This window comes from Microcystis sp. 0824 (assembly GCF_003112475.1).
In the GTDB taxonomy this organism is placed as follows: Bacteria; Cyanobacteriota; Cyanobacteriia; order Cyanobacteriales; family Microcystaceae; genus Microcystis; species Microcystis aeruginosa_C.
Genome location: NZ_BDSM01000050.1, coordinates 43,049 through 57,574 on the forward strand (window position 1 = coordinate 43,049; position 14,526 = coordinate 57,574).

Sequence of the window (14,526 nt, forward strand, 5' to 3'; positions counted from 1 at the left end):
AGCTAAAAATCTGACGTATTATATAATTGCATAACTTCGCTTAAAGGTAAACGGGAACGAACACCGAGGGAAAGGTCAGAAAAATGACCCAGATCATAATGATCAACGGCAGCGCGAGCAATCATAGCGGCGTTATCGGTACAGAGTTTAAGCGGCGGAAAATAGACGGTTAAATCATGATTTTTGGCGGCAGTTTCCAGATGATTTCTCAAGGCACTATTAGCCGCCACTCCTCCCCCGATCGCGATAGTTTTTAAGCCATAATCTAAGGCACAATTGATTGTCCGACGGGTTAAACTTCTGGCTACCGTATCTTGAAAACTAGCGGCTATATCAGCTACGGGTAAATGATCCGGCTCGAATTTCTCTACTAAGCGCAAAACAGCAGTTTTTAAACCGCTAAAACTGGAATCGTAGGCATGAAAACCGCCGGTTGGTAAAGATATTTTACCTTCAGGTAAGGCAAAAGCTTGCGGATTACCATCTTTAGCCATGCGATCAATTATCGGACCTCCCGGATAACTTAAGTTTAATAATCGTGCCACTTTATCAAAAGCTTCTCCGGCTGCATCATCTCTAGTGGTTCCTAATTGTTGATATTTACCGCAGGCCTGCACATGGATTAAACTGGTATGACCCCCGGAGACTAAAAGAGATAAAAAAGGAGGTTTAAGATCGGGTTGAGCGAGATAGGAAGCATAGATATGACCTTCGAGATGATGAATGCCGATAAAGGGTTTATCCTGGACAATAGCCAGGGTTTTGGCTGCTGTCATTCCCACCATTAAAGCACCTACTAAACCGGGAGCAACTGTGGCGGCTATTCCATCAATTTCTGACCAAGTTAAACCCGTTTCTTGCCAAGCTTTTTCTAGACAAAAATTAATGGTTTCTAGGTGTTGTCGAGAGGCCATTTCTGGCACAACACCGCCATAGAGACGATGGAGATCAATTTGAGAAAAAACTACACTACTCAACACATGGTTATTGTTAACAATAGCCACAGCCGTTTCATCGCAACTGGTTTCGATCGCTAAGATAATTGTCATGATTTAATCAGTAATAGGACAAAATTAAATTCTTGGTTAGGATAGGCAATGGGCAATAGACAATAGGCAAAAGGTAGTTAGATATGTGTAATTAATTTTGCTTAAGTACTTAATTAAAATTAAAGTTATCATTCAGCAATTTCCATAGCCACCACCGCCGGGGGTTTCAATAATAAAAACATCACCGGGATTCATTTCTACAGTAGCGGTACCGGACAATTCTTCGATAGTTCCATCGTTTCTTTCCAAGGCATTACGTCCTATTTTACCAGCTTTTCCTCCCGCTAGTCCAAAGGGAGGAATCCGGCGATTACTAGATAAAATATTAGCAGTCATGGACTCTTGAAATTTAATCCTTCTAATTACACCATCACCTCCAGAATATTGTCCCTTACCGCCACTATCTTGGCGAATGCTAAAACTTTCTACTAACACAGGATAGCGCATTTCTAATACTTCCGGATCAGTGAGACGGGAATTAGTCATTTGGGTTTGTACGGCAGCAGTTCCCGCAAAATTTGCCCCCGCACCAGAACCGCCGCAAATAGTCTCATAATATTGATATTCTTGGTTGCCAAAAGTGAAATTATTCATCGTCCCTTGACTGGCTGCTTGAATACCTAAAGCACCGTATAAAGTATTAACTATTGCTTGGGAAGTTTCCACATTTCCCGCTACCACGGCTGCTGGATAAACAGGATTAAGAAAACAACCAGATGGGATAATTAAATGGAGGGGTTTGAAACAGCCAGCATTTAAAGGAATTGCCTCCTCCACAAGGGTACGAAAAACGTATAAAACCGCCGCTCTTGTCACTGCCAGGGGTGCATTAAAGTTATTATTTAACTGGTTAGATGTGCCAGTAAAATCAATGGTTGCTTGACAATTATCAATATCTATGGTAATTCTGACCTTGATGACAGCACCGCTATCTAGATAATAAGTAAATTCACCATCTTTCAGGACAGATATAGCTTTTCTAACCGCCAATTCGGCATTATCTTGAACGAACTGTTGATAGGCTTTAACCATAGCTAATCCGTAGCGATCAACCATATTATGTAATTCTCTTTCTCCCTTGGCATTAGCGGCTATTTGTGCTTGAAAATCGGCAATATTTTGAGGGATATTGCGTGCAGGAAAAGGACTATTAGTTAAGTGATTAATTAATTCTTGTTCCCGAAACTGTCCCGCCGCTACCAGCAAAAAATTATCGAATAAAATTCCTTCTTCACTAATATGGACAGAGTGGGGAGGCATAGAACCGGGAGTAATGCCACCGATATCAGCTTGATGTCCCCGGGAGGCAAGATAAAATAATATTTCCTGATTTTGACGGTTAAAAATAGGACTAATTACTGTGACATCTGGCAGGTGAGTACCGCCATTATAAGGATTATTAGCTAGATAAACATTCCCGGGACGAATCGTCTCCCTTTTATCCTGAATTAAGCTTTTGACACTATCGGCCATAGAGCCTAAATGGACGGGAATATGAGGAGCATTAGCGATTAAATTTCCCACCTCATCAAAGATAGCACAGGAGAAGTCTAGACGCTCTTTAATATTGACACTTGCTGCCGTATTTTGCAGAGTAATACCCATTTCTTCGGCAATAAATTGATAGAGATTTTTAAAGATTTCCAGATAAATAGGATCGGCAACGGTAGTTATTTCTGTGCGGTGAGAATCTAGAGGGGACATAGGAAAATCAGTTATCAGTTATCAGTTATCAGTTATTAGTTATTAGTTATCAGTTATTAGTATATCCCCTACAAAAGTAAGTTATCGAGCCGCTATCGGGCTAAAATATCGAAAATATCAGATAAATTTGACCTAATTGTGGTTTTTATAGATAGGGTGCTTGTCTCTTGTCTTTTTTTATCCTCCTGTCTCGGAGTTTACTGTCTGCTCACCTAACGGAAGATTTTTGATTTTTGGAGCAGCTCCACTGATAGGAGCTAACTGAGATATAATCGCAGTCAGTACCAGAGGGTAAATTATGGATAAAACCAGCTTGATCGATAAAGTAAAACAAATGGCTAATAAACGCGATTATTTACTGCAATTGCGCGATAAACCCGACATTGGGGGTCTGAGATTAGATGTTAATCAAGCTCTTGAGGAGTTGGATGAATTACTCGATGAGTTTCAAGCAACTTTTCCTGAAGAAAAACTTAGTTAACTATCCGACTCGACGGAATTGAGATTTGTCCGATTGTGCTAATTTTCCCAAGTCATCGATCGCTTTGATCAGATCTTGGGAAGATATATCTTTAGAGCAGTATAGGTCAAAGGCTGTACTTTGATGATTTTTTTCCATTGGAGGCTTTGGCAAGGAACTATAGGCAATAATGCGAATATGGGGGTCGAATTGTTTGATTTGAATAGCGGCGCTGTGTCCATCTAAGACAGGCATCCGTATATCTAAAATAATTACATCTGGTTGACAACTTTTCGCCAAGTCGATCGCCTGTTGACCATTAACCGCAATTCCCACCGCCTGACAATGCTGCTGCTTGGAAATTAAAATCTTGAGTCCTAAACAAGTTAGCTCGTGATCGTCGGCAATTAAAACTTTAATTGGTTCTATCGGCTTCATTATAATCATTTTCCTATACTTGGAGGTCTCACTTCTTATCATTGTAGGGGCTGTTGGTCTTTTGGTCTTCACTTCAGGACACTTCTCATCACCCCATCACCCCCGCAACGCGCACGAAGTGGTCTCCCCATCTCCGGCGCTCCCACTGTTGACTTAAAACCCCCCACTGAGCGCTGATCACTGAAAAAGGCCTAACTTTGGGCAAAAATCTGGTTTGTGTCCCCTCTTAGCGATAAAATTTCTACATCTGGACCGTCGAAGAGTATAAGTTTTGTAAAGTAAAATTAAGAAGGGAGACAAATTTAAGATGGCCAACTTATGGAAGTAACTTTTACCGCTGCCGAATCCCTAGAAATTTTTGTTGCTGAACAAACCATCCCGATTCAGCATTATCTGCGCCAACCGCAAAGATTAGTACAGGCTATCGTTGAGACTAGCTTAACGGAACACTTGTCTGAGAATCGGTTTCGCCTAAAAATGCGTCCCCTCAACTTCTTGGATCTGTACTATTTTCAGCCCACAGTTATTCTCAATGTCTGGGCTACCTCTGGGGGGACGGTATTTTTGCAATCAGAAGACTGTCAGATCAAAGGTATTGATTATATCAACGATCGCTTTAGCCTCAATGTTCAAGGCAAACTCGCTCCGGTGGAAAAAAATAATCAAACCTATCTAGCGGGGAAAGCCAATCTTGAGGTGAAAGTCGCTCTACCACCGCCATTATGGTTAACCCCGCGTCCCTTGTTAGAAATCACCGGCAATAGTCTCTTAAAAGGGGTTTTATTGCGGATTAAACAGCGTTTAATGAGTCAATTGTTGCAAGATTACCAACAATGGGCTAAACAGGACATTATTGCCCAAAATTACCCCGAAACCATTCTCGATCTCTCCCTTAGTTAAATAAAAATATGAGTTGGACAAAAGTATTATCTGTAGATTCCCTTGCCCCCGGCACCCGTCAAGTGGTAAAAGTGGGGGACAGTTCCATTCTCTTGATTAACAATAACGGTCAATTCCACGCCGTCGGTAATCGTTGTCCTCATTTAAAATTATCGATGACGAAGGGCAAAATTACCGAAGACGGCGCGATCGTTTGTCCCTGGCATCGTAGTTCTTTTGATCTATGTACTGGTGCTGTCAAGGACTGGATTACCTGGCCCCCTGTGGTTAACAAAGCGATGGCGGCAGTTTCTCAACCCCAAGCTTTACCCGTTTATCCCCTCCGCATCGAAGACGGCAGCATCTGGATAGACGCATAACCGCTCACCGAGGGGGGGTTTTGGGCAACCTAAAGAGCAGTTGCTTTAACCGACAATTGGTTAATCTTTGAGAATGTCAAACCCTACCGCGCTCCCTTCCATAAAAACCCAGTTATGGACTGTTCCCCCCCTCCGCTCTCATAGTAGGTTGATTCAAGGTAGGGTTGATTCATGAATCAACCCTACCCCGCTCCGGTGATCCCCACTCTCCTATACTTTTTAAATAGGATTTTAGTATAAAATCCCGTCATGTCAGCCTAGGAGCGGAAGGCTTTGCAGTAGAAATAATAAGCCAGAGCTTATTTAATACAAGTGTTTGCCTATTTTAGCCAAGAATTATTAACCCTAATTGGTTCCGTTTAAAAGTTGAGAACGAAGCAAATCGATCGCATCTAAATAACTCGGCATCGGTTCATCACCCAACAGGCAAGCACTGCGATCCACGCTAATCATATCATCACCCCAAAATACTTGACCCAGAGGAATAGATTTTCCTCGATCCGGTCGCCAATTGCTACTAAAATATTTGAGATTAGCGTCCACCACTGCCCCATCAAAAAGATGACCGATACAAAAATAAACATCCTGTAAAATTAGCGGTACGGAGGGGCGATGTAATTGCCCCCGCGAGTTGGGACTACGGGCTTTATAATGACTACGGGGAAAGAGTCCATAGAGATTTTTTAAAGAAGCAGAAATCAGGGGTTTATCCTTTAAATGGGTGCGTTTTAAGGTTCCAATCGTGATCCGACAATCCACTTCTTCGATAATTTTAGGGGCAAACATCGAGGGAAAACGCACAGGAAAAGGGGAAAGATTCGGATATTCTTGCTGTGGTAAACTATCAGCATCAATAATATTTATTCCAGGATCGAGAATAGATTTTACCCCCAAAATATCGATAATTTCTCTCAAAGAAATAGCAGAACAAACTCCCTCTACCAAGATAATTTCTGCCCCTGGATTTACCCCTCTCAATCCTCGCAAAACTTGACTTAATACCGGCAGACTAACCGTTACTGGTGGTGGCACAGGATAACCTAAATTAGGTTTAATTAAAATACGTTTAGCTGTGATAGCTGCCCGGGGAGGTTGATAAACAAAATCCGCCATAGCTGAATTTTTTACCCCAGCAGTAATTGAGGATTGGATAATCATAGAAAAGAAAATAAATCAATGGGAAGCTGACAGATTAGCCAGATCATTTAGGGAGTTTACCTGCTGTAAAGCTTGCCAGATTACCCCAGAATCAGCCCCAGGAAAATGGCTATTTTCACTAATATAACGCTTCCAGGCCTTAGTTCCGGGCTGACCGGCAAAAAGCTGTAAAAGATGCTTGCTGATCTGGTGTAATTTATAACCTTTACTCACCCACTCATCGATGTAGGGAAGCATTTTTTTGATTACTTCTTCCCGGGTAGGAGGAGTAACCGATTCCCCATAAAAATCTCGATCGACTGTGGCAAATAAATAGGGATTATCGTAGGCTGCCCGACCGATCATAACTGCATCTACTAATTGTAAATGTTGTCTAGCCTGTTCTAAATTAATGATACCGCCATTAATTTCAATAAACAAATGGGGAAACTGATTTTTTAGGCGATAAACATCATCGTAACGTAAAGGGGGAACGGTGCGATTTTCCTTAGGACTTAATCCCTGTAACCAAGCTTTCCGCGCATGGATGGTAAAACGTTGACAACCCGCATCCGCGACAATACGGACAAAATTGACCATATTTTCGTAACTATCCTGATGATCAATGCCAATTCTCTGTTTTACAGTCACGGGAATCGATACAGCTTGATTCATTGCCGATATTCCCCTCGCGACTAATTCCGGGTTAGCCATTAAACAAGCGCCGAAATTGCCCTCTTTTACCCGAGAACTAGGACAACCCACATTGAGATTTACCTCGTCATAACCCATATCTTCTGCTATTTTAGCACATTCTGCCAAAAGATAGGGATTATCACCCCCTAACTGCAAAGCTAGAGGTTTTTCTGCTAGGGAGAACCCCAGCAACTTATAGCGATCGCCGTGTTTAATCGCCATCGTTGTGATCATTTCCGTGTAGAGAAGGGGACGACGGCTAATTTGTCGCAAAAAATAGCGAAAATGGCGATCGGTATAATCCATCATCGGCGCCACACTTAAAATACTGCCCATTTTCCCCTTGATTTTTTCGCTGATCGGGACATTCTCTGGTGAACCCCAGAGAATAACCAGTCTTCCTCTCAACATATTTTAAAGCTTTTTGGTAAGTAGGTAGGCGTTAAAAATTATCAGACACCACCCTTATCAAGGGGGGACTAAGGGTAGGGTTGATTCATGAATCAACCCTACTATGAATCAACCCTAGGACTAAGGGGGGATCGAACCTAAAATCTATTTTTAATTTAATTATAACCAGCTACTTAAGTTGACTATCTAAATTACTGGTTAACACTGCACCGGAGAAAGGAGAAGGGGACTTTTTTGACTTATCTCCGCAGGATATTTGATCCTTTAATCGTGTCGCGGATGACGATTTTTTGTTCTTTGGAATAACCAGCAAAAGAACGCGTAGCAAGTAACTCGATTTCTACCCCAGTACCCGATCGCAAAGATTCCACAGGTAAGGGTAATTGACCGATATCCAGAATAAATTGATTGCCGTCCTGTCGGACTAAATTAGCGGGCATATCTCCTTCATAGCGAGTGACAAAATCAGTTCTGGGACTGGTTTGCAGGTCGTCTGCTTGCCAACGAGTGACGCGATAACGCACTTTAAATTTAGTGCCGATTAAATTCGATTGGGAAGCTTTATCTTCAAGAAAAAGCCTTAAATCAGTACCATTTCCTGTAATACCTTTTGCTTCTAATTGGGTGACATCTCGTTCAAAAACAGCATTATAAACGACAAATTCCGTAACATTATTGCGTTTTTGAGTGGTTCCCTCGATCCACAATTCACTGGGGACAGTTACCCTCATTTCCTTTTGAGCATCGAGGGTTAAAGTAAAACGCTGATTAGCAAACCGGTTAAACTCTTGGGGCGCATTCCAAATTAAAATAAAAGAACGTTCCGATCGATCTACTAAAATCCGATATTGATCATCGATCAGGGAACCGGGGGCAAATAAAGACACTGCCCCGGTGCGAGTTTCCCAACTATTTTTAGAGAGAATATAACCCCGTTCTTTTAACTCCGAAAGGGGAACAGTTGCGCTCGGTTGATCGGCAGTTAAAGGGCGATCGATTTGAATTAAAGTTAACTGTCCTAAACGTCCCCCGCGACCGTTACGACCACTATTACCCGTCGCCCCATCCAGACCATCCTGACAGCTAAATTCTCTAGTGGTACAGCTATAATTGGCATCACCCGGCCTACCGCTGCAGGTTTGAATTGTCCAGAAAGGTCGGGAACAGCGACAACCCTTGCCCCCCTGACCTCCTTGACCCCCAAAACCCCCGGCGCCTCCGGCCGCATTGACCGTTACTTGTCTTAAAAAATCTAAATTAGTGGCATAGAGGGTTAAAGCGCCGCCATTGCCCCCATCACCCCCATTACCCCCATTGCCACCGTTACCACCACCGGCCGCCTGAAGATTTCGTGTGACGTTGCTCGGTTGACCGCTACAGTTGCCATCGCTGCCATTGCCGCCATTTTCCCCATTGACCCCTTTTTGTCCCGAAATATCGAGTTTTAGGGGAGAACCATCGAGAAAAAGGGTTAAACTGTCACTATTTTTGCCTTGGCTGCCGATCTTGCCAGCTTTTCCGCTTTGTCCCTGTTTACCGAAAGTTTGTACATCGGAACTTTGGGCTAACCAGGAACAGCGATCGCCCGTCACCGTAGGGGGCATTAGGTACGGTAAAGGGAGAAAAAAGGTGAATATTAATGATTTAGCCCAGAAATTCATGATTTTAGCGAATTTATCCGCAAAGACTCCGATCAATTCCCTCTTGATGACTTTTAGATCTAGATTTTTGTTTCCCCTCTATCAATAAGGTACGCTATCATCCTACACTTACTTTGAGAAGGAAACAGCCAATCGCGAGGGTTACGCGCGTGAAAAAAGTATTAGCTATTATCTTAGGTGGCGGGGCCGGAACTCGCCTTTATCCGTTAACGAAACTGCGGGCAAAACCTGCCGTCCCCCTAGCGGGAAAATATCGCTTAATCGATATTCCCGTCAGCAATTGTATTAACTCCCAGATTGACAAAATCTATGTGTTGACGCAATTTAATTCCGCTTCCCTCAATCGTCACCTCAATCGTACCTATAATTTTACGGGTTTTAGTGATGGTTTCGTGGAAGTTTTGGCTGCTCAACAAACCATGGAGAATCCTCAATGGTTCCAAGGCACGGCCGACGCGGTACGACAGTATATTTGGACGATGAAGGATTGGGATATCGATGAATATCTCATTCTCTCGGGAGATCATCTCTATCGCATGGACTACAGCAAGTTCATCGAACGCCATCGGGAAACCAACGCCGATATCACTTTATCGGTAGTTCCCATCGATGAACGTCGGGCCTCCGCTTTTGGGGTGATGAAAATTAATGATTCGGGGCGAATTGTCGATTTTTATGAGAAACCCAAAGGGGCAGAATTGGAAAGAATGCGGGTAGATACGACGATTTTAGGCTTAAGTCCCGACCAAGCTCGTCAAAGTCCCTACATTGCTTCCATGGGAATTTATGTCTTTAAAAAGAATGTTTTAATCGATCTGCTCGATGCCAATAAAGAACAGACCGATTTCGGCAAGGAAATTATTCCCTCGGCGGCTAAAGACTACAATCTTCAGGCTTATTTATTTAAGGGTTACTGGGAGGATATCGGGACGATTGAAGCCTTTTATGAGTCTAATCTCGCCCTGACCCAACAACCCAATCCCGCCTTTAGTTTCTACGACGAAAAAGCCCCCATCTATACCCGTTCTCGCTATCTGCCACCCACAAAAATGCTCAATTGTACGGTGACAGAATCGATGATTTCTGAAGGTTGTATTCTCAAAGAATCTCGCATCCATCACTCGATTTTAGGTATTCGTAGTCGAGTCGGCAAAGACTGCACGATCGAGGATACAATGCTGATGGGAGCCGACTTTTATGAGTCTTTCCCCGAACGGGAAAGTCTGATCGGAAATGCCAAAATTCCCGTGGGTATCGGTCCCGGTTCCACTATTCGTCGGGCAATTGTGGACAAAAATGCTCGCATTGGTTCCAATGTTTTAATTGTTAACAAAGATCGTGTGGAAGAAGCTAATCGCGAAGATTTAGGTTTCTATGTTCGCAGCGGCATCGTGGTTATTTTCAAAAATGCCACTATTCCCGACGGGACAGTAATTTAATCTATCAGTTATCAGTTATCAGTTATCAGTTATCAGTTTTTCCATTTTTCTAGTTATTATCGCTTGAATATAGCCGCAGGCTGATGGCTTCAGCTAATTACCTAGACAATTCCCTTGAAATCCTATCCTTTTCTAGAAGTGATAGCAAAATCTCCCGAGCAGCTCCTCTGAAAATCAGAAAAATTTCTATATTTTTGCATCCGATTCTAGGTTTTCAATTAACCTTAAATTAAAAGCCTAGGGCTTAGATATAAGCCATTCAAAGGATATTTATGAAAGCCAAAATTGCGATCGCTTGTCAGGGAGGCGGCAGTCAAACTGCTTTTACTGCTGGTGCATTAAAAGCATTATTTGACAATAAAGTGCAAGATTACTTTAATATTGTCAGTCTCAGTGGTACTTCTGGCGGTGCTATCTGTGCCTTTTTCACTTGGTATGCTCTCAAAAAAGGTGATAGCATCGTTTGGAAAAGAATGATTGATTTTTGGGAAGATAATAGCGCTCAAACTCCCCAAGAAAAGCTATTTAATGACTCAGCTATTAAAGCTCTAGAATTAGCCAGCAAAGGATTAATTCCCCAGTATAATCTCAGTCCTTACTCTCCGATTACTAAAACCTTATTTTCCCTAGCTACCTACGGTTTACGCAGTCGCTTTACCAACTTTGATCAGTTACTAAGAGCGCATATTGATTTCTCGGAATTAGCCACTTGGGGAGCTAAACCAGAACCACCAATTTTATTAATGGGGGCCTGTAATGTCCTCACAGGAAAATTAAGTAAATTTAACTCGCGCCAGGAAGCAGTTAAAATTGAACATATCCTAGCTTCTGCCTGTGTTCCTAACATTTTTCCTGCCGTCACCATTGAAACTATGGCCTACTGGGATGGACTATTTTCCGATAATCCCCCCATCCGTTCTTTAATTCGCCGTGAATTTGTTGGAGTCGAAAATATTCCCGATGAAATTTGGGTAATTAAAATTAATCCCACCTCTAGAGATAAGATCCCCGTGCAATCCGATGATATTGCTGATCGCCGCAATGAATTAGAAGGCAATGTTTCCCTATTTCAAGGTCTCGATCAGATTGATTTTCTCAATCAATTATTTCTCAAAGGAGCCTTTAAAGAGGAATTTTTGCGGGAGATCGCCTTAACAGAACCATTTAAAATTCCTAAATCTTTCCCGGAAGATCCCGATCAAGATTACCATATTCCTATGATCGAAATGTCGGCGGAATTAGCCAATAGTCTCAACTACGAAAGTAAACTTGATCGCTCTCCTGCCAATATCCAGCGTCTGATCGCTGACGGCGAAAAACAGGGAAAACAGTTTCTAGAACATCGACTAAAAGCTATGGGTTTAGGATAATTTTTGAGGTTTCAAAAACGGCAAAAATAAGGATTAAATGGCATGAAATCTGTCAATAGACTATTTAATTGATTATTATTCATTCTTAATTCTCCTGACTACTGACTACTGGCTACTGACTCCTAACCCTAACAACAATTTTTGATTTTTACAAGAGGTCTAATAATCACTGATTTTCATTGACTAATACCCGTCCAGATAGATCGTAAATCATAATATCCCATTGCCCATTTTTTGCCACTTCAAAAGCCACTTTAGAACCATCGGCACTGATGATCGGATTGCGTACTTCCGCGAGGAGATCGGGAGCAATTTCCCTTCTCTGTTGAGTTTGTCGATCGTACAGATAAATAGCCGTTTTTCCCTGACGACTAGCAGTAAAAACGATATAACGACCATCTTCACTAATGGAAGGACTAGAAGCGATCTGATCGAGAGAATTTAGGCCGGGTAAAGGCAGTAAACGGCGATCGATGGCATCAAAAAGATAGATAGCTTGGGAACCATTGCGATCGGAAGCAAAAACGAGATAGCGAGAGGCAAGATAGGGAGTTAATTCACTAGCAGCACTGTTTAAACTTCTCCCCCCTCGATCGAAAGGAAAAGACAATAAACTGGGATAACCCGCACATCCAGTTAACAAACTAATTACGGCAACAAGACTAATAAAAAAATAAACCTCTTGCATAATTAATTTTTGATGGTTCAAAAACGGGAAAAATAAGGATTAAATTGCACAAAATCCTTAAATAGACCATTTAATTGATTATTATTCATTCTTAATTCTCCTGACTCCTGACTCCTGACTCTAACAACAATTTTTGATTTTTACAAGAGGTCTAATGACGTTTCACGGTTTGGGACTGTCAACGGGACTGCCATCGGCAATATCTAACTCGATATTCGGACCGCGATCGAGAACCTCCACATCCCATTGTCCCCGACGAGCGGACTCAAAGACAAGATAACGACCATCGGGACTAAGACGGGGATTTCGCAACCAACCGCGATAATTTTGACTCAATAACTCAGAGCGATCGGTAATGCGATCATATAAAGCGATGACGGGACGACCTTCAATAATCACCACATAAGCCAGATAACGCCCCGTTTGGCTTAAACTGGGGCTATCGGTAATTTCTTGACCCGTATATAATCCCCCTAGGGTCTGGTATTGTTTTGTCTGCAAATCATACAGCAGCATTTGATTAGTACCGCGACGATTAGACAGCAAAGCAAGCCAACGACCATCACCGCTCAGGGCAGGTTTTTCGTCATTATAGCGACTATTTAGGGTTCCTGTAGAGAAACCGGGGTTATTGAGATTACAACCGCCTATAACCCCTAAAAACAAGCAGATAAACAGCAAAAAGGGAGCTTTGGTCATCGGAAATTTTGGGTCTGAAACCCCGCCGTTCTAGGTTGGCTTTACGTTAGAATTAAAAGGCCGGTCTCGAAAACCAAGTGGACGGCGCAGCACCTTGAAAACTCGGCTTAGGGGGTTCCGACCAGAAAAGCTTGGCCGGGTAAAAAGTCGCGCGCAACAAGTACAAGAAGCTATAGGCGGTCAACGTACCGTGGGACACACGGAATCGGGCTTCTGAAATGGGGCGAAAGTCTGTGGACTCTGTGTAAGACAGTACATGGTTTTTTAACTGTGGTATGCGACGGTGGTGGAAGCAGAAACTTAAATCGTGAGGTTTAGGAATCGCCGCACTTTTAGGGCGGCGAGGATGTCAACGGACCTACTCCTTAATAATCAAACCTAGTCGGATGATCATTGCTCGACTCCCGTTCACTATTATCTGGTCTCTGCCAATCTTCTCGATCGCTCGTATCGCTAGGATCGATCGGTTGATAATCGACGTATTCCCCTTTAAATGGCGGATCGTCCTCAATTATTGGGCGAGGACGACGTTTTTGTCCAGTGCGGGGCGGTTTACTGCTCGTCTCTTCATTAGCGGGACGACGACGGGGACGAGAACTGGTTTCTTCCCAATCATCACCGCTACGGCGCTGATCATAAACATCTCGATCGCTAGTGGGGGAACTATTGCGGGGACGACGATTACTGGTTTTGCGATTGCCGGTATCGGCCGGCCGACGGGTGCGGGTGCTGCGGGGTTCCTCGTCCTGATAACTAGAAGTGCGGGAAGAGCGGGGATCATCGTAACCGCGTAAACGGGGATTATCTTCGTAACGTTCCTCCGGTTCGTAGGTGTCGAGGGGTTCCAATTCGGCCCGATATTCCCGACTCACAGGACGTTCATCCACAAAAGACGTGCCTCGGCGGGCCTGTTCCGTGGTTAAACCCCGTAATTTTACCGTCTCGAAGGCAAAAAACACCGCTGCCCCAGTCAGCAAAAATTGTCCGAATTGCAAAATCGGATCCAGTCGCCACCCTTGAAAAAGTAGAATTAAACCGCACAGTAAACCAACGGCGGCAAAAAATATATCATGATCCCTGGAAAGTTCCGGCCGCACCGAGCGCAGGAAGTATAACCCGGCTCCGGCCACTGCCAGAAAAATTCCTAAGATACTGGCCGAATTCAGCCCAAAATTGACCATCTTTATCTCCCTTCTCGGTGCTTAAATTTAAGAATCGAGTCTTTATCTCTAGCCCTCAGCTTTCAGAAGCAATCCTGCTGTTTTTAACTCTAGGCATCGAGCTATATTCTAACCCCAAAGTCTAGCAATATATTGGCCACCCCCGTTCACACAACTATTGTTAGGGGAGTGCGGAGACTTGATCAGTGATCAGTAAACAGTAATCAGTCAACTGAAAACTCACATCTGATAACTGATAACTGATAACTGAAAAGACTGACGGCTGAGATTTTAACAAAATCTTTAGAAGTTACCCATTGACAGGATTGACTAAATGTGATATATAGGTTTCGGA

At 43.1% G+C, this 14,526-nt stretch carries 14 protein-coding genes; 5 read left to right on the forward strand and 9 right to left on the reverse strand.

Going from position 1 to position 14,526, the window contains the following annotated elements:
- Positions 1 to 2: 2 nt before the first annotated feature.
- Positions 3 to 1,049, reverse strand: coding sequence for a tRNA (adenosine(37)-N6)-threonylcarbamoyltransferase complex transferase subunit TsaD (tsaD, locus tag N0824_RS16385; RefSeq protein ID WP_108937523.1), 1,047 nt, complete (start codon positions 1,047 to 1,049; stop codon positions 3 to 5).
- Between the two features lie 132 nt (positions 1,050 to 1,181).
- Positions 1,182 to 2,753, reverse strand: coding sequence for a hydantoinase B/oxoprolinase family protein (locus N0824_RS16395; RefSeq protein ID WP_108937524.1), 1,572 nt, complete (start codon positions 2,751 to 2,753; stop codon positions 1,182 to 1,184).
- A gap of 298 nt (positions 2,754 to 3,051) precedes the next feature.
- Here N0824_RS16395 and N0824_RS16400 point away from each other — a divergent pair, with 298 nt between their 5' ends.
- A complete protein-coding gene (locus N0824_RS16400) occupies positions 3,052 to 3,234 on the forward strand; it encodes a hypothetical protein (protein WP_002734024.1) in 183 nt (60 codons plus the stop codon).
- On the opposite strand, the gene N0824_RS16405 is transcribed toward N0824_RS16400, so the two are convergent.
- Positions 3,235 to 3,693 (reverse strand): response regulator transcription factor, encoded by a 459-nt coding sequence (locus N0824_RS16405; protein ID WP_233256469.1) that lies wholly within the window; start codon positions 3,691 to 3,693, stop codon positions 3,235 to 3,237.
- 276 nt (positions 3,694 to 3,969) lie between these two features.
- Between N0824_RS16405 and N0824_RS16410 the strand changes: the two genes are divergently transcribed.
- On the forward strand, positions 3,970 to 4,551 hold the full coding sequence (locus tag N0824_RS16410) for a DUF1997 domain-containing protein (protein ID WP_046661890.1): 582 nt from the start codon (positions 3,970 to 3,972) through the stop codon (positions 4,549 to 4,551).
- Positions 4,552 to 4,559: 8 nt separating this feature from the next.
- On the forward strand, positions 4,560 to 4,910 hold the full coding sequence (locus N0824_RS16415) for a Rieske (2Fe-2S) protein (RefSeq protein ID WP_108937526.1): 351 nt from the start codon (positions 4,560 to 4,562) through the stop codon (positions 4,908 to 4,910).
- 345 nt (positions 4,911 to 5,255) lie between these two features.
- On the opposite strand, the gene N0824_RS16420 is transcribed toward N0824_RS16415, so the two are convergent.
- The 3 genes from N0824_RS16420 to N0824_RS16430 form a co-directional block, all read right to left on the reverse strand.
- Entirely contained in the window at positions 5,256 to 6,068 is an 813-nt protein-coding gene (locus N0824_RS16420) for a DUF362 domain-containing protein (RefSeq protein WP_108937527.1), read from the reverse strand.
- Positions 6,069 to 6,083: 15 nt separating this feature from the next.
- Positions 6,084 to 7,079, reverse strand: a complete 996-nt coding sequence (gene dusA, locus N0824_RS16425; RefSeq protein ID WP_108937653.1) for a tRNA dihydrouridine(20/20a) synthase DusA — start codon at positions 7,077 to 7,079, stop codon at positions 6,084 to 6,086.
- 314 nt (positions 7,080 to 7,393) lie between these two features.
- Complete coding sequence (locus N0824_RS16430; protein ID WP_108937654.1) at positions 7,394 to 8,758, reverse strand: hypothetical protein; 1,365 nt, start codon at positions 8,756 to 8,758, stop codon at positions 7,394 to 7,396.
- A 206-nt stretch (positions 8,759 to 8,964) separates the two neighbouring features.
- Between N0824_RS16430 and N0824_RS16435 the strand changes: the two genes are divergently transcribed.
- Both N0824_RS16435 and N0824_RS16440 read left to right on the forward strand, forming a co-directional pair.
- Complete coding sequence (locus tag N0824_RS16435; protein WP_108937528.1) at positions 8,965 to 10,254, forward strand: glucose-1-phosphate adenylyltransferase; 1,290 nt, start codon at positions 8,965 to 8,967, stop codon at positions 10,252 to 10,254.
- A 272-nt stretch (positions 10,255 to 10,526) separates the two neighbouring features.
- A complete protein-coding gene (locus N0824_RS16440; protein ID WP_108937529.1) occupies positions 10,527 to 11,624 on the forward strand; it encodes a patatin-like phospholipase family protein in 1,098 nt (365 codons plus the stop codon).
- A 166-nt stretch (positions 11,625 to 11,790) separates the two neighbouring features.
- Here the strand turns inward: N0824_RS16440 and N0824_RS16445 are convergent, their stop codons facing one another.
- From N0824_RS16445 to N0824_RS16455, 3 genes are all read right to left on the reverse strand, one after another.
- On the reverse strand, positions 11,791 to 12,312 hold the full coding sequence (locus tag N0824_RS16445; RefSeq protein WP_108937530.1) for a TolB family protein: 522 nt from the start codon (positions 12,310 to 12,312) through the stop codon (positions 11,791 to 11,793).
- A 162-nt stretch (positions 12,313 to 12,474) separates the two neighbouring features.
- Complete coding sequence (locus N0824_RS16450) at positions 12,475 to 13,011, reverse strand: TolB family protein (RefSeq protein WP_108937531.1); 537 nt, start codon at positions 13,009 to 13,011, stop codon at positions 12,475 to 12,477.
- A gap of 365 nt (positions 13,012 to 13,376) precedes the next feature.
- Positions 13,377 to 14,192: a Ycf66 family protein gene (locus tag N0824_RS16455; protein ID WP_108937532.1), complete on the reverse strand. Its 816-nt coding sequence runs from the start codon at positions 14,190 to 14,192 to the stop codon at positions 13,377 to 13,379.
- Positions 14,193 to 14,526 lie beyond the last annotated feature (334 nt).

Coding starts and splice junctions, on each gene's coding strand:
- N0824_RS16455 (WP_108937532.1), bottom strand. CDS start 14,192: ATGGTCAATTTTGGGCTGAATTCGGCCAGTATCTTAGGAATTTTTCTG.
- dusA (WP_108937653.1), bottom strand. CDS start 7,079: ATGGGCAGTATTTTAAGTGTGGCGCCGATGATGGATTATACCGATCGC.
- tsaD (WP_108937523.1), bottom strand. CDS start 1,049: ATGACAATTATCTTAGCGATCGAAACCAGTTGCGATGAAACGGCTGTG.
- N0824_RS16395 (WP_108937524.1), bottom strand. CDS start 2,753: ATGTCCCCTCTAGATTCTCACCGCACAGAAATAACTACCGTTGCCGAT.
- N0824_RS16445 (WP_108937530.1), bottom strand. CDS start 12,312: ATGCAAGAGGTTTATTTTTTTATTAGTCTTGTTGCCGTAATTAGTTTG.
- N0824_RS16440 (WP_108937529.1), top strand. CDS start 10,527: ATGAAAGCCAAAATTGCGATCGCTTGTCAGGGAGGCGGCAGTCAAACT.
- N0824_RS16415 (WP_108937526.1), top strand. CDS start 4,560: ATGAGTTGGACAAAAGTATTATCTGTAGATTCCCTTGCCCCCGGCACC.
- N0824_RS16405 (WP_233256469.1), bottom strand. CDS start 3,693: ATGATAAGAAGTGAGACCTCCAAGTATAGGAAAATGATTATAATGAAG.
- N0824_RS16400 (WP_002734024.1), top strand. CDS start 3,052: ATGGATAAAACCAGCTTGATCGATAAAGTAAAACAAATGGCTAATAAA.
- N0824_RS16450 (WP_108937531.1), bottom strand. CDS start 13,011: ATGACCAAAGCTCCCTTTTTGCTGTTTATCTGCTTGTTTTTAGGGGTT.
- N0824_RS16430 (WP_108937654.1), bottom strand. CDS start 8,758: ATGCCCCCTACGGTGACGGGCGATCGCTGTTCCTGGTTAGCCCAAAGT.
- N0824_RS16420 (WP_108937527.1), bottom strand. CDS start 6,068: ATGATTATCCAATCCTCAATTACTGCTGGGGTAAAAAATTCAGCTATG.
- N0824_RS16410 (WP_046661890.1), top strand. CDS start 3,970: ATGGAAGTAACTTTTACCGCTGCCGAATCCCTAGAAATTTTTGTTGCT.